The 14,254-nt window shown below is 64.6% G+C and carries 11 protein-coding genes; 3 read left to right on the forward strand and 8 right to left on the reverse strand.

Translation table 11 applies throughout. From position 1 onward, the window contains the following. Positions 1-159 precede the first annotated feature (159 nt). Together QX132_RS18215 and QX132_RS18220 are read left to right on the forward strand one after the other, a co-directional pair. Entirely contained in the window at positions 160-1,398 is a 1,239-nt protein-coding gene (locus QX132_RS18215; protein WP_409998885.1) for an efflux RND transporter periplasmic adaptor subunit, read from the forward strand. A 42-nt stretch (positions 1,399-1,440) separates the two neighbouring features. Then, positions 1,441-4,563 carry a CusA/CzcA family heavy metal efflux RND transporter gene (locus QX132_RS18220; RefSeq protein WP_316162236.1) on the forward strand — a complete coding sequence of 1,041 codons (3,123 nt, stop codon included), beginning with the start codon at positions 1,441-1,443 and terminating at the stop codon, positions 4,561-4,563. Here QX132_RS18220 and QX132_RS18225 read toward each other — a convergent pair. From QX132_RS18225 to QX132_RS18260, 8 genes are all read right to left on the reverse strand, one after another. Continuing rightward, the gene (locus QX132_RS18225) at positions 4,560-5,261 is read right to left on the reverse strand and encodes an ABC transporter ATP-binding protein (protein ID WP_316162237.1); all 702 of its coding nucleotides are present in this window, start codon (positions 5,259-5,261) and stop codon (positions 4,560-4,562) included. The two genes, QX132_RS18220 and QX132_RS18225, sit on opposite strands and share 4 nt — an antisense overlap. Then, positions 5,258-7,033: an ABC transporter permease subunit gene (locus QX132_RS18230; protein WP_316162239.1), complete on the reverse strand. Its 1,776-nt coding sequence runs from the start codon at positions 7,031-7,033 to the stop codon at positions 5,258-5,260. Before QX132_RS18230 ends, QX132_RS18225 begins: the two co-directional genes overlap by 4 nt. Positions 7,034-7,067: 34 nt before the next feature. Further along, positions 7,068-7,904: a branched-chain amino acid ABC transporter permease gene (locus QX132_RS18235; protein WP_316162240.1), complete on the reverse strand. Its 837-nt coding sequence runs from the start codon at positions 7,902-7,904 to the stop codon at positions 7,068-7,070. A gap of 63 nt (positions 7,905-7,967) precedes the next feature. Beyond that, positions 7,968-9,128 carry a substrate-binding protein gene (locus tag QX132_RS18240; RefSeq protein ID WP_316162242.1) on the reverse strand — a complete coding sequence of 387 codons (1,161 nt, stop codon included), beginning with the start codon at positions 9,126-9,128 and terminating at the stop codon, positions 7,968-7,970. 49 nt (positions 9,129-9,177) lie between these two features. Further along, complete coding sequence (locus QX132_RS18245) at positions 9,178-10,053, reverse strand: nitrilase family protein (RefSeq protein ID WP_315757691.1); 876 nt, start codon at positions 10,051-10,053, stop codon at positions 9,178-9,180. Between the two features lie 240 nt (positions 10,054-10,293). Further along, positions 10,294-10,917 carry an ANTAR domain-containing response regulator gene (locus QX132_RS18250; protein ID WP_315779722.1) on the reverse strand — a complete coding sequence of 208 codons (624 nt, stop codon included), beginning with the start codon at positions 10,915-10,917 and terminating at the stop codon, positions 10,294-10,296. A gap of 14 nt (positions 10,918-10,931) precedes the next feature. Beyond that, positions 10,932-12,107, reverse strand: a complete 1,176-nt coding sequence (locus tag QX132_RS18255) for a transporter substrate-binding domain-containing protein (protein ID WP_315776512.1) — start codon at positions 12,105-12,107, stop codon at positions 10,932-10,934. Positions 12,108-12,676: 569 nt separating this feature from the next. Continuing rightward, complete coding sequence (locus QX132_RS18260) at positions 12,677-12,862, reverse strand: hypothetical protein (protein ID WP_315779724.1); 186 nt, start codon at positions 12,860-12,862, stop codon at positions 12,677-12,679. 25 nt (positions 12,863-12,887) lie between these two features. Between QX132_RS18260 and QX132_RS18265 the strand changes: the two genes are divergently transcribed. After that, a complete protein-coding gene (locus tag QX132_RS18265; RefSeq protein WP_315772557.1) occupies positions 12,888-13,967 on the forward strand; it encodes an AI-2E family transporter in 1,080 nt (359 codons plus the stop codon). Positions 13,968-14,254 lie beyond the last annotated feature (287 nt).

A 14,254-nucleotide genomic window follows, 5' to 3' on the forward strand; every position in this document is an offset into this window, starting at 1 on the left:
GTTCAACTTTCAAATTTTTAAAGCAAAACAGAGGCGGGTTGGGCGATTTTTAGGTTGTTTAAAGCTCCAGTTCCGCACTATTAGCGCAACGATGAGACCGCCAGAGCCGGAATCGTCGACCGATAAAGCGAGCCGATCTGACCAGCCATGGCGTCTGACATGAACCCATCTCCGCAGATGCTCAGCACCAAGCGGCTGCTGATCGGCCTTGCTGCCCTGGCGATGGCCGGCGCGGGCGGCTATGGCTACATGCAGTTCCGGTCGGGAACGGCTGCGAAGGACAATATCGAGCTCTCCAGCCAGTCCAAACGCAACGGCACCAGCTTCACGCCATCGGCGGCGGAATGGTCGACGCTGACGATCGAGCCGGTGTGCGAGAAGATATTTCGTGCCGAGCATATTACCGAGGGCAAGGTTGCCGTCGACGAGGATCGTTCGACACCGGTTTTCTCGCCCTATGCCGGCCGTGTCACCAAGCTGCTCGCCCGTCCCGGCGAAACCGTGCGCCAGGGCCAGCCGCTGTTCGTGATCGAGGCCGCCGACACCGTGCAGGCGCAGAACGATTTCATCGCCGCCATCACCGCGATGAACAAGGCGAAGTCTGCCCTCGACCTCGCCGACATCCAGTACAAGCGCGCCAAGGACCTGTTCGAAGGCCGGGCGATCCCGCTGAAGGATTTCCAGCAGGCGGAGGCGACCTCCGTTCAGGCTCAGAATGACATGCGGTCGTCACAAACGGCGCTGGAGGCCGCGCGCAACAAGCTGCGCATCCTCGGCTTCACCGAGGCCGCGATCACCGATTTCCAGAGCAAGGGCGTGATCGATCGCGAGATCACCATCTACTCGCCGATCGCCGGCACGGTCGTGCAGCGCAAGGTCGGCCCTGGACAATATGTCAATTCCGGTGCGAGCGACCCGGTATTCGTGATCGGTGATCTCTCCACCGTCTGGCTGACGGCCTTCGTCCGCGAGAGCGATGCGGCGCTGGTGAACGTCGGCGAGGAGATTCTCGTCAACGTGCTGGCGCTGCCCGGCCGGCCGCTCAAGGCCAGCATCAACTACGTCGCCGCATCGATCGACCCGGCGACACGGCGGCTCCTGGTCCGCGCCACCATCGACAACAAGGATGGCCTGCTGAAGCCGGAGATGTTCGCCAACGTGACGATCTATTCGCCAGGCGAACAGCCCGCGGTCGCGGTGCCGCGGCAGGCGCTGATCTACGAAGGCAACCAAGTCCGCGTCTGGGTCGCCCGCCCCGACAAGTCGATCGAGCTGCGCAAGATCAAGACCGGTTTGATCAATGGCGATCAGGTCGCGGTCGAAAGCAATCTGAGCGCCGGCGAGCAGATCGTCACCAAGGGCAGCCTGTTCATCGATCGCGCAGCCTCGGGCAGCTGACATGCGCTTCTCCTGCCTGTCTTCCTGAAAGTGCCGATCTGAATGGACCGTCTCGTCGCCATCGCCGTTCAGCGGCGCTTCCTGATGGTCGGAATGTTCGTCGCCGTCCTGATCGGAGGTCTGATCGCATTCCGCCAGCTCAACATCGAGGCCTATCCAGATCCGACCCCGCCGATGGTCGACATCGTGACGCAGAGCCCAGGCCTCTCGGCCGAGGAGATCGAGCGCTACATCACGATCCCGATCGAGACCCAGGTCGCGGGCATCAAGAACCTGCGCAACATCCGCACGATCTCGCTGTATGGCCTGTCCGACGTCAAGCTGCAGTTCTCGTTCGACTACACCTACGATGAAGCCTTGCAGCAGGTGCTGAATCGCCTGTCGCAACTGTCGCCGCTGCCGGGCAACGTCACGCCGCAGATCTCACCGCTCAGCGCGGTCGGCGAAATCTATCGCTATCGCTTGCGCGGTCCGCCGGGCTACAGCGTGCTCGACCTCAAGACCTTGCAGGACTGGGTGCTACAGCGCCGCTTCCGCGCGGTGCCTGGCGTCATCGACGTCACCGGCTGGGGCGGCAAGACCAAGACCTATGAGATCCAGGTCGACTTCAACAAGCTCGTCGCGAACGGCCTGACCCTGCCGCAGCTCTTGCAGGCGGTCGGCAACTCCAACATCAACGTCGGCGGCAACACGGTCGAGATCGGCACGCAGTCGGCGGTCGTGCGCGGTGTCGGCCTGATCCGCTCGATGGACGACCTCGCCAACACCATGGTGTCGCAGAGCGGCGGCAACCCGGTGCTGGTGAAGGACGTCGCCAACGTCACGGTGGCGGAGAAGCCGCGGCTCGGCATCGCCGGCCTGAACAACGATGACGACATCGTCCAGGGCATCGTGCTGATGCGGCGCGGCGAGCAGAGCTCGCCGACGATCGCCCGCGTCGAGCAACTGGTCGATCAGATCAACAATTCGACGATCCTGCCGCCGGGCGTGCGTATCGAGCGCATCTACGACCGCAAGGACCTGATCGACACCACGACCCACACCGTGCTGCACAACATGGTCGTCGGCATCGGCCTGATCGTGCTGCTGCAGTGGATTTTCCTGGGCAATCTGCGCAGCGCGCTGATCGTCGGCGCCACCATTCCGTTCGCGCTGTTCTTTGCCGTCATCATCCTGGTGCTGCGCGGCGAGTCCGCCAACCTGCTGTCGGTCGGTGCAATCGATTTCGGCCTGATCGTCGATGCCACCGTGATCATGGTCGAGGCGATCTTCCGCCGGCTGACGCAGACCACGCCGCTATCGGCAGCCGAGGAGAGCCACATCTCACCGGAAACGATGATGGGCATGAAGAGCCACGCGATCCTGTCGGCCGCGGCGGACGTGTCGCGCTCGATCTTCTTTGCCGCAGCCATCATCATCGCCGCGTTTCTGCCGCTGTTCACGCTCAGCGGCGTCGAGGGCAACATCTTCGGGCCGATGGCGCGCACCTACGCCTATGCGCTCGCCGGCGGTCTGCTCGCGACCTTCACGGTCACGCCCGCGCTCAGTGCGATCATCCTTCCGGCGCATGTCGAGGAGACCGAGACGCGCCTGATGCGACTGCTGCACGCGATCTATTCGCCGGTGCTGCGCTGGGCTGTCGGCAATCGCAACCTGGTGATGACCGGCGCGATCGGCCTCGTATTGCTGACGGTGGTGGTTGGCCGACTGCTGGGCCTGGAATTCCTGCCCAAGCTGGAGGAGGGCAATCTCTGGATCCGTGCGACCCTGCCGCCGACGATCTCGCTGCAGGAAGGTAACGCCTACGTCAACGAGATGCGCAAGATCATCCGCGCGCGGCCCGAGGTCGATGCGGTGGTCTCGCAGCACGGCCGTCCCGACGACGGCACCGATGCCGCGGGCTTCTTCAATGCCGAGTTCTTCGCGCCGCTGAAGCCGGTCAAGGACTGGCCCGGCACCAAGGACAAGGACCAGCTCACTGCGGAGCTGCTGAAGCAGCTCGACGACCGCTTTCCCGGTGTCGAGTTCAACTTCTCGCAATATCTGCAGGACAACGTCTCGGAAGCCGTCTCCGGCGTGAAGGGCGAGAACTCGATCAAGCTCTACGGCAATGATCTGCAGGCGCTGACGGACACCGCCAACAAGATCAAGCAGGTCCTGTCCACCGTGCAGGGCGTCACCGACCTTGCGGTGTTCACCTCGCTCGGACAGCCGACGGTCCAGATCGACATCGACCGCGCCAAGGCTGCACGCTATGGGCTGGCGCCCGGCGACATCAACGCCACCATCAAGGTCGCGATCGGCGGTGACACTGCGGGAGATCTCTACGAGCCGGGCAGCGACCGGCATTTCCCGATCATCGTCCGTCTGGCGCCGGAATATCGCAAGAGTGCGGAGGCGATCGAGAATTTGCGCATCGGCGCGCAGGGGCCGAACGGCATCACCCAGATTCCGCTGAGCGAGGTCGCGACCATCAAGCTGGTCTCGGGCGCGGCCTATATCTATCGCGAGCAGCAGGAGCGCTATCTGCCGATCAAGTTCTCGGTGCGCGAGCGCGATCTCGGCAGTGCGATCCAGGAGGCGCAGCAGAAGGTCGCCGAGCAGGTGCAGTTGCCGCCGGGCTCACGCGTCGAGTGGGTCGGCGAGTTCGGCAATCTGCAGGACGCAATCAAACGGTTGTCGATCGTGGTGCCGATCAGCCTCGCTCTGATCGGCGTGCTCTTGTGGTTCAATTTCGGCTCGATGGTCGACACGCTGCTGGCGATGAGCGTGATCCCGATGGCGATCTTCGGCGGCGTCGTCGGCCTCGTGTTGTCGGGCATTCCGTTCAGCGTGTCGGCCGCGATCGGCTTCATCGCGCTGTTCGGGATCGCCGTGATGGACGGCATCATCATCCTGTCGCAGTTCAACCAGCTGATCGACGAGGGCGTCGACCGCATCGAGGCGGTCATCCGCACCGGCGAATTGCAGCTTCGGCCGGTGCTGATGACCTGCGTCGTCGCCGGCATCGGCCTGATGCCGGCCGCGGTGTCGACCGGCATCGGCTCGCAGGTGCAGAAGCCGCTCGCGATCGTCGTGGTCACCGGCATGATGCTGGCGCCGGTGGTCATCCTCATCACGCTGCCGGTCCTGATCTCGCTGTTCTCGCGGCGACGGATCCGCTAGATGCGCATGTGCTCGTCGATGCGCGCGGCGGAGTCACGATCGACTGCGGCGGCATCGACGATCTCGCCGCGCTTGAACACGAGGTATCTGTCGCTGATCGAAAGCGCGAACGGCAGATGCTGCTCGACCACGATCATGGAGGTGCCGATCTCGCGCCGGACCCGCACCAGCACCTCGGACAGCCGGTCGACGACGGACGGCTGCAGACCTTCCGTGACCTCGTCGAGCAGCAGCACGTCGGGCTTCGCCATCAGCGCGCGCGCCACGATCAGCATCTTCTGCTCGCCGCCGGACAGCGTGCCGGCCCGCTGGCTCAGCCGCTTGGTCAGCACCGGAAACCAGCCGCCGACCTGCTCGAAACGCGCGGTCATGTCATCGTCCGTGAGCACCCCAAGTCTGAGATTGTCGCGCACCGACAGGTCCTGGAACAGCGCATGTTCCTGGGGAACATAGACCAGCCCCATCTTCCGCTTCAGATGCGGCGCCACCCGCGTCACGTCCTTGCCTGCAAGTTTCACTCGGCCGCGCCAGGCCGGCAGGAAGCCGACGATGGCCTTGAGCAGCGAGGTCTTGCCCATGCCGTTCTTGCCGACGATGGCGAGGGTTTCGGCTTTGCCGAGCGCAAAACCGACATTGCTGATCACCTCCGACGAGCCGTAGCCGCTCGCCAGATCGCTGACTTCCAGCGTCGCGCTCATGCCGTGGCCTCCGCATGCGGCGCGTGCTGGCCGGTATATATCTCGCGTACCAGATCGCTGTTCACGACCTCGTCGACCGAGCCGTCGAGCGCGAGCCGGCCCTGGTGCAGTACGATGATGCGCGAGGAGATCTCGCGGACGAAATCGAGATCGTGCTCGACCAGGAGTATGCAGAGGCGGTCGCGACGGGCGAGGGCGGTGAGGATATCGGCGAAGCTCTGGCGCTCCGCGCGCGTCAGTCCGGCGGTTGGCTCATCCAGTAGCAGCACGTCGGGCTCGAGCGACAGCACCATCGCGAGCTCGAGCGCCTGCTTCAGGCCATGGCTGAGATTGCGGGCCTCCTCGTCGAGGCGCTCGCTGAGCCCGGAGCGTTCGACGACCGACATGGCGGCAGGCGGCAGCACCAGCGTCACCGCGCGCGACGTCAGCGCAGGAGGATCAGCATGTGTCCGCGCGACGCGCAGGCACTCGGCGACGGTCAGCGTCTCGAACACCGAAGCCGTCTGGAACTTGCGCCCGAGACCAAAACGGACGACGCGATCCGGCGGCAGCCGTACGATGTCATGGCCGGCGATCGCGACGTCGCCGGTCGAGCGCTCGCGGCCGTCGGAGAGGCAACGGATCAAGGTGGTCTTGCCGGCCCCGTTAGGACCGACGAGGCTCAGCAATTCGCCGCGATATGCCGTGAACTGCACGCCGTCCAGCACTGCGAGACTGCCATAATGCTTGCCGAGCGCGCGAACTTCGATTGCAACGGCGTCCGGATTGCTGACCGCCGTGGCGGTGGCGGCCGGGCGCAGCGTCGTCGCAGTGCTCCGTCCCGAACCACCGCGCTTGAACAGGCGCATCACAGCGCCGAGCAGGCCGTCGGGGAAGACAAGGATCACGATGATCAGCGCAAGCCCGACGATCAGCTCCCACACATAGGGGAGGCTATTGGCAAGGTAGGCGCTCGCCACCTCGATGCAAAGCGCGCCGATCACCGGACCGATCACGGTGCCGCGGCCGCCGAGCGCGACCATGATCACGAGGTTGGTTCCGAAGGCGAAGCTCGCGTTCTCGGGCGCGGCGACGCCGCCGAATCCGGCATAGAAGAAGCCGGCCAGCGCGGAGACGATCGCGGACAGCACGAGTACGATGATGCGCAGCCGCGAGGTGTCGATGCCGAGATAGGTGCAGCGCGCGTCGTTGTCGCGCAGCGCTGCAAGCAGGCGCCCGGTGTCGCTGCGCATCAGGATGAGCGCCAGCACGGCCGAGGCAAGCAGCCCGAGGCCGGCGAGGCGCAGCCAGGTGTCGATCTCCAGATCGAAGCTCTCGAAGCCGACGAGGCCGCTGGACGAGCCGGTGAAGGTGCCGCCGGAATAGAGGATCTGCACCAGCACGATCGGCACCACCAGAGAGATCACCGAGGCGTAGAGCGGTGTCGAGCCGGGATAGAACGATAGCCAGCCGGTGAAGGCAGCCACCGCCGCAGCGACGGCAACCGCGGCGGCGATCGCTGCACACACCTGCCAGGTGCCGAAGCCATATTCGGTGAACATGATTGCGAGCGCATAGGCGCCGATGCCAAAGAACGCGGACTGGCCGAAGGTCAGCGTGCCGCAATAGCCCCACATGATGTCGACGGTAATGGCGGCGATGGCGACGAAGCAGGCACGTACCAGGATGTTCACGAGGTAGGTATCGAGCAGCAGTGGCGCGATGACGATCACGCCGGCCGCGATGGCCACGAGCACCACCGGGACGATCATGCGCGGCATCGCACGGCTCATTGCGGGCGTCTCGGGAGAGGCGAGGGGACGCGCATCAGGCACGGGCAAAACCCTCCGGCCGGATCCGCAGCACGATGGCGGCGCAGATCGCAATGGTGAGGCCGCCGAGGATCGGATTGACGAAGGTGGAGACCAAGACTTGCAACGTCCCGAGCACGGCGCAGGAGCCGGCGAGCGCAAGCAGGGAGCCGCCGGACACCATGACGAGCATGAACGCGCCGATCAGCCATGGGACGCCCATGTTCGGATCGACGCTGGAGAGCGGTGTGACCAGGGCGCCGGAGAGCGCCGCAAGCCCGCTGCCGAGCGCAAAGGTGATGAGTCTGACGCGCGAAGAATCAACGCCGAGGCCCTGCGCAAGCATCTCGTTCATGATCACCGCTTTGGTCGAAAGGCCGAGCCGTGTTCCATTGAGCAGACCCGTGAACAGCAACGCGACAATCAACGCGGCTACGATCATCACCAGGCGGTAGGCCGAATAGTCCGTCCCGAACACGTGGATCGTGCCTGAGATCGGCGCCTGCACGAACTGGACCTCGCGGCCGAACATCAACGTAATGAGCTGTCCGAGAACGATTCCGAGTCCCCAGGTGGCGAGGATCGCATCGAGCGGGCGCTTGTAGAGACGCCGCACGATCACGACCTCGGTGACCCCGCCGCAGACGGCGCCGGCAGCAAAGGCAAACGGCAAGATCAGGAACCAGGGCAGGTTCAACTGCGTGCCGACCAGCGCGGCATAGGCGCCGACGGTCAGAAAGGCGGCATGGGCGAAATTGATGATCTTCATGACGCCGAACACGATCAGGAGACCGGCGGCGATGATGAAGAGCATGGCGGCCGTCGTGACGGCATCGAGGGCGACGGTCAGCATGGTCATTTCCAGTCGAGAGGTGCGAGGCCGGACCGCGGTCCGCCTCGCCTTCATCATACGCGATCAGGACTTGCCCGGGCACTGCGCGCCGGGATCGACGTTCGGGAAGCTCTGGATCACCTTCACGCTGCCGTCGGCCTGGACCTGGCCGAGATACATGGTCAGCGGCGCGTGACGCTGCTTGTCCATCTTGATCGTGCCGCGCGGACCGTCGACCGAGACCTCCGCCAGAGCCTTCAAGACCTTGTCTTGGTCGGTGCTGCCGGCCTTCTCGACCGCCGCCTTGTAGGCGTAGACCGCCTCATATTCCGGGACCGAGAGATCGTTCGGCGTCTTGAGCTCGGCGCCGAACTTCTTGGCCATCGCCGCCAGGAACGTCTTGTTGGCGGGCGTGTCGATGCCGGTCACGTAGGAGGCGGAGAGGAAGATGCCGGCGGCATCAGCGCCCATGCCCTTGGCGGTGCCCTCGTCGACGGCGAGGTTGCCGTAAGGCAGGTTCACGCCGGCGGCGCGCAACTGCTTCGTCAGGGTCACGTTCGGTGCGCCGCCCGCGGTCGAGGTGATCAGCGCGTCCGCACCCGATGCTTTGAGCTTGGAGATGATCGACGTCCAGTCGGAGCCATCCATCGGCAGATATTCCTCGCCGACCACCTTGCCGCCGGTCTTCTCGATGTAGCTCTTGGTGAAGCCGAGCATGCCGCGGCCGAAGGCGTAGTCGGAGCCGATCAGGAAATAGTTCTTCGCCTTCTTCTCCTTGTTGAAGTAGTCGACGATCGGCGGCACCTGCTGGTCCGGCACCCAGGCGTTGACATACAGATAGGGGCTGCAGGACTTGCCCTCGTAGAACGAGGTGTAGATGTAGGGCGTCTTGCCGCGGGCGACGATCGGCAGGCCGGCATTGCGGGCCGCGCTGGTCTCCATCGAGATCAGCACGTTGACCTTCTTCTGGAAGATCAGTGCGTCGAATGCCTTCTGCGCGCCGGCGGCGCCCGAGGCGTCATCGGCGACCTCGAGCGCGAGCTTGCGGCCGAGCACGCCGCCCTTGGCGTTGATCTCCTCAACTGCGAGCTCGGCCGACTGTACGACCGAGGGAGCGACGACGGAGTTGGCGCCGGACAGGCCGACGGGGACGCCGATCTTGATCGGATCGGCGGCCAAAGCAGGGGAGAGTGCCGTCGCCGCAAGGGCGAGCGCCAGCGAGGTGGTGATCAAACGCGACGTCATCGATTGTCCTCCGTGAATGGTCGAAAGCTGAAAAGTCGTTGTGAAGCAGTCAGTACCAACCCCGTTTGACCTCGCTGCCGAGCATCTCGTCATAGACGTCGGAGCGGCGGTCGCGCAGGACCTGGTTGAAGGCGTTCCAGTTGCGGGCGCGGCGGGCCTCGCCGAGCGCGACGTCGGCAATCACGATCTCCTCCTTATCGCGGCTCGCGGGGCCGGCGACGGGCCAGCCGGTGTAGCTGACGATCAGGCTCTGGCCCTCGAACGGCTGGCCGCGCTCGACACCGACGCGGTCAGCGCAGGCGATGAAGATCGAGTTGGAATGCGCCGCCGCCATCGCCAGAATGTTGGCCATGGCCTCGCGGCCCGGCGCCTGGCCGGGGATCGGAACCCAGTTGGTCGGCACGCAGACGATATCGGCGCCCTGCAGCGCGTTGAGGCGATAGCTCTCCGGGAACCAGCCATCGTAGCAGATCGCCATGCCGATGCGGCCGATCTCGGTGTGGTAGACGGGGAAGCCGAGATTGCCGGGCTCGAAATACAGGTTCTCCTCGTTCCACAGATGCACCTTGCGGAACGTGCCGATGTAGCCCTTCGGCCCGATCAGCACCGCGCTGTTGTAGAGCTTTGCGCCGTCGCGCTCGCAGATCCCGGCCACGAGATGCAGGCCGTGCTCGGCCGCGATCTCGCTCCAGGCCGTCACGGCGGGACCGCCAGGGATAGTCTCGGAGGCGGCGAAGGCCTCTTCGCGCGACTTGAACACGTAGCCGGAGGAGGCGAGCTCGGGCAGCACCACGAGCTTGGCGCCTTGCGCCACCGCCTGTTGGATCAGATCGAGGCTGTGGGCGAGGTTGGTTGCCAACTCGCCGACCATCGGCTGCATCTGGATGCAGGCGATCCGCACTTTGCTGTCGTCATCCGTCGTCAAGGCACGAGTCTCCGTTGCGTTAGCGAGGTCCGCGCGCGCCAAACAAAAAGCCCCCGACTGCGCCTTGCGGCGCAATGCGAGGGCTGCATAGCCTGATGTGAAATGGCCGACCGGCCATTGGCGGACATCCGATGTCCGCGATGGACTCAAGTAATTCCCATGCTTGATACGAAGTCAACGCCATTGGCTGCAAAAATTTCGGGCCGCGGCTGCCCAACGCATGAGCGCGGAAACACCCGCTCAGCGCGAGGCCGGCGCATCCAGCACCCCCAGTCCTCCGAGCGTCTCCTGTGCATTGATGATGGAGATTGCGATGTCGGCCATCGCGACGCGCTTCTGCGTCGCCTGCGCGCGGATCAGCTCGTAAGCCTCGACCTCGCCGACCTGCTTCAGCCCCATCAGGATCTTGACCGCCTTGTCGACGTCGCGCCGCGCCTTCAAGGTCTCCTCGAGCTTCTGTACCTTGCCTTCGAGGCGGCGCGTGTAGCCGCGCAGCGAGCGCGCCAGCACCAGCGACGACAAAATGCCGAACGAGCGGATCGGCTTGTTGACGACGCCATGTGCATTGCTGTCGAGCAGTCGCTTCAGGATGGTCGGGTTCTCGTAGTCGACGATGGCGATGAAGGTGAGGGGATGATCGCTGGTGCCTTCCGGAAAGATCATCTCCTCCGAGGTCTCGATCAGCTGGAACACCGTGTCGATGTCGTGCGGGATCGTGGCCGGCGGCGGCCATACGCCGCGCACGTTGCAGCCGATGCGCTTGAGCTGGTCGATCAGCGCGTCCCCCTCGGCGTCGCGTGGATGGATCACCAGCACGCGGGCGCCGCGCAGCTCCTCGATGAGGCGGCGCACGCCGGGCTTCATGCGGTCATCCGGCCTCATGCCGACAGCGCCTCTTCGCTCAGCCAGCGGCCGCCAATCGGCGACACCGAAAGATAGGGATCGGGCTTGATCGGGCTCTTGCTCTCCCAGACGATGTCGAACTGGCCGTCGGCGCGCACGCGCCCGATCCGCGGCGTCACCCAGACATGGTTGTTGTCGGGATCGATCCGGATCGGTCCCTCCGGCGCATCGAGGCTGAGGCCGAGCGCAGCTTCCACCAGCTTCTGGGTGTCGAGGCTGCCCGCCTGCGCCAGCGCCAGCGCGAACAGCTTGATCTGCGCATAGGCCGAGGCGCTCCACATGCTGACCGGCTTGTCGGGGCCGAAGGCGGCGGCGAACGCCGCCTTGAAGCGGTCGTTGCTGTCGCGCGCGAGCGTACCGAAATAGCTCGCCGCGGTGAGGTGACCCGCGCAGTATTCGGCGCCGATGGCGCGGACCTCGCCTTCAGCCATTGTGAGACTGGCGATGGGCAGCCGCTTCGGATCGAAGCCCGCCTGTGCATACATCCGGTAGAAGCGCTGCGCGGTACGGCCGACGATGGTCGAGAACACCACGTCGGGCGCGGCGTTCCTGATGGAGTCGAGCCCGCGTGCGAGTTCGGCGTCGGTCGCCTCCATCGTCACATATTGCTCGCCGACGACGCGGCCGGCATAGGACTCGACGAGGTCGCGCATGATGCGGTTGGATTCGCGCGGGTAGATGTAGTCCGAGCCGATCATATAGACGCGCGGGCCGTGCTTGCGCACGATGTATTCGGCGAGCTGGAACGCGTTCTGGTTCGGCGCCGGCCCGGTGTAGATCACGTTCGGCGAATATTCAAAACCCTCGTAGAGCGACGGGTACCAGAGCAGGCCGTTGCGACGCTCGATCGCCGGCAGCACCGCCTTGCGCTCGGCCGAGGTCGAGCAGCCGAAGATCACGGAGGCGCCGTCCTCGGTGAGCAGGCGGTCGGCGAGCTTGCGGAACGTTTCCGGCTGCGAGCCTGGATCATAGGCGATGACCTCGATCTCGCGGCCGAGCACGCCGCCGTCCCGGTTGATCTCCTGGATCGCCAGCGCGGTGCCGAAGAAGTGCTCGGACTCCGTGACCTCCATCAGGCCGCTGCGCGAGAACAGCACGCCGACGCGCCAGACATCCTTGTCGGATGATTTTGCGGCCGGTCTCGTCGTCATCATCATGCCTCCAGGTCAACGGGCCGGTCGGGCCGGCTCGGAAGCGCGGACTATTGCGGCTCGCCGTGCGCTTGGCAACCGGGGGTGGGGCCGCAGGCGGGGATCCCGATCAGGCAAGCCGCAGCATCGCCGCGACGCCAGGGCGTCCGGATCATGCATCAGGCGGGCCCTCGACAATGATGAGGGCGCAGGGAATGCCGGGCGCTGGCCGCACCCATGGCCCGCCTGCAGAAAAAAAGCAGGCGGCAGTCACCACAGGTCAGCCGAGACATCCCGGCATTCCCTGCGCGGAGGTTTTAACGCTTATACGCGATCTCCCCGGGGACCGGCTTGATTGACCCCGTCGATCGCGGAGCTCATCAGGACTCCGCAACCTCCAGCCTCAGCACCGGGAGGCCAGGACCACGCGATTTCACGTCCGCGAAGCGCATCGCTCGTCCGCACAGATGCGCGCCGATGCCCTCGCGTCCACCGCATTGCCGGCCCACGTTTCGTGACGACGCGTACGCCCCTCATCCGGACCGGAACGCGGACCTTATACGCCTGATTTGCGGATTTTCAGAAGAACTTTATTTTTCGAGCAGGCTCTTGAAATCGGCGTTGTTGCTGGAACGGCAGACAAATTCGGCGTTCTGGAGCATGTTTTCGCCGGCAACGTCGCGTCGTGGCAGGGGCCAAAGTCGAATTCGAACGTTGACCATTTCGCGACCAAGCGGCAAACCGTCCGCCGTGGAGGAAGGAACGGTCCAACTCATGGTCCCGGTCCGCTAGGAAAGCCAGATGCGTAGCCTCGAAGACCGAGCCCTGCTTCTCTTGCTCGTCGCGATATCGCTGATGTTCGGGTGGATCCTGCTGCCGTTCTACGGCGCGGTTCTGTGGGGCGTCATCGGCGTCATCGTCTTCGTTCCGCTGCACCGTTGGTTGGCGCGGTCGATGCACGGCCGACACGGCCTGGCGGCGGCCGTCGTGGTGTTGATGTTCGTCGTGATCGTCATCCTTCCGCTGTCGCTGATCGGGGCGTCGCTGGCGCAGGAGGCCTCCGGAGTCTACAAACAGATGCAGTCCGGTCAGCTCGACATTGGACAGTACTTCCAGAAGATGCTGGCCGCGCTTCCGACATGGGTGGTCGATCTGCTCAATCGCTTCGGACTCGGCAGCCTCGCCGGAATGAAGGGCAAGCTGTCGGCCGTCCTGCTGAAGGGCAGCGAGGTCATTGCGAGCCAGGCGCTCGTGATCGGACAGGGTACGTTCGAAGTCTTCGTCAATCTGTTCATCATGGTCTATCTGCTGTTCTTCCTGCTGCGTGACGAAGAGACGCTATCGGAGCGCATCAAGAGCGCCATTCCGCTGCGCCCGGAGCAACGCGATGCGCTGCTGCGGAAGTTCACCGTGGTCATCCGCGCGACGGTGAAGGGCAGTCTGCTCGTCGCTCTGGCGCAAGGCGCGCTGGGCGGCCTGATGTTCTGGTTCCTCGGCATCAACGCGCCCCTGCTGTGGGCAGTCGTGATGGCCTTCCTGTCCTTGCTTCCGGCAGTGGGAGCGGGCCTCGTCTGGTTTCCGGTCGCGCTCTATCTTCTTGCCATCGGATCGATCTGGCAGGGTGTGGTCCTGATCGCCTATGGCGCCCTCGTCATCGGTCTCGTCGACAATGTCCTGCGTCCGATCCTGGTCGGACAGGACACCAAGATGCCCGACTATGTGGTGCTGATTTCGACATTGGGCGGGATCGAGGCATTCGGCCTCAACGGGTTCGTCATCGGGCCGGTGATCGCGGCAATGTTCATCGCGATCTGGGACATCTTCTCGACCTCGCGCTGTGAGAGGGCCTTGGCGCCGGATGCCACGCGTGGGACGGGATGAGGGGAACGCGGTGCACAATGTGGAGCGCGCATTTCATCGGGCGGATTAACGGATCGTAACCCGTCCTCTCCTAGCCATGAGGCGTTCGACGGGTTAAGTTCATTGATCCGCCGCATGCGCTCTTTACCCGTCTCCTGACGGGCGTCCACGTCCCAGACTTTCTCTTCCAGAGCGGTTCGTTGTCAGGCGCACGATGAACCATTTGGCTTCGACGGCGGTTAAACCGACGATAGCTCGTGATTTCGAACTCCTGCAGCCTGTTCGGCGGTCCGCAGGGGTCCATTTGG

The sequence above is a fragment of the Bradyrhizobium sp. SZCCHNRI20481 genome (assembly GCF_032485055.1).
Lineage (GTDB): Bacteria > Pseudomonadota > Alphaproteobacteria > Rhizobiales > Xanthobacteraceae > Bradyrhizobium.

Coding starts and splice junctions, on each gene's coding strand:
- QX132_RS18215 (WP_409998885.1), top strand. CDS start 160: ATGAACCCATCTCCGCAGATGCTCAGCACCAAGCGGCTGCTGATCGGC.
- QX132_RS18220 (WP_316162236.1), top strand. CDS start 1,441: ATGGACCGTCTCGTCGCCATCGCCGTTCAGCGGCGCTTCCTGATGGTC.
- QX132_RS18225 (WP_316162237.1), bottom strand. CDS start 5,261: ATGAGCGCGACGCTGGAAGTCAGCGATCTGGCGAGCGGCTACGGCTCG.
- QX132_RS18230 (WP_316162239.1), bottom strand. CDS start 7,033: ATGAGCCGTGCGATGCCGCGCATGATCGTCCCGGTGGTGCTCGTGGCC.
- QX132_RS18235 (WP_316162240.1), bottom strand. CDS start 7,904: ATGCTGACCGTCGCCCTCGATGCCGTCACGACGGCCGCCATGCTCTTC.
- QX132_RS18240 (WP_316162242.1), bottom strand. CDS start 9,128: ATGACGTCGCGTTTGATCACCACCTCGCTGGCGCTCGCCCTTGCGGCG.
- QX132_RS18250 (WP_315779722.1), bottom strand. CDS start 10,917: ATGAAGCCCGGCGTGCGCCGCCTCATCGAGGAGCTGCGCGGCGCCCGC.
- QX132_RS18255 (WP_315776512.1), bottom strand. CDS start 12,107: ATGACGACGAGACCGGCCGCAAAATCATCCGACAAGGATGTCTGGCGC.
- QX132_RS18260 (WP_315779724.1), bottom strand. CDS start 12,862: ATGAGTTGGACCGTTCCTTCCTCCACGGCGGACGGTTTGCCGCTTGGT.
- QX132_RS18265 (WP_315772557.1), top strand. CDS start 12,888: ATGCGTAGCCTCGAAGACCGAGCCCTGCTTCTCTTGCTCGTCGCGATA.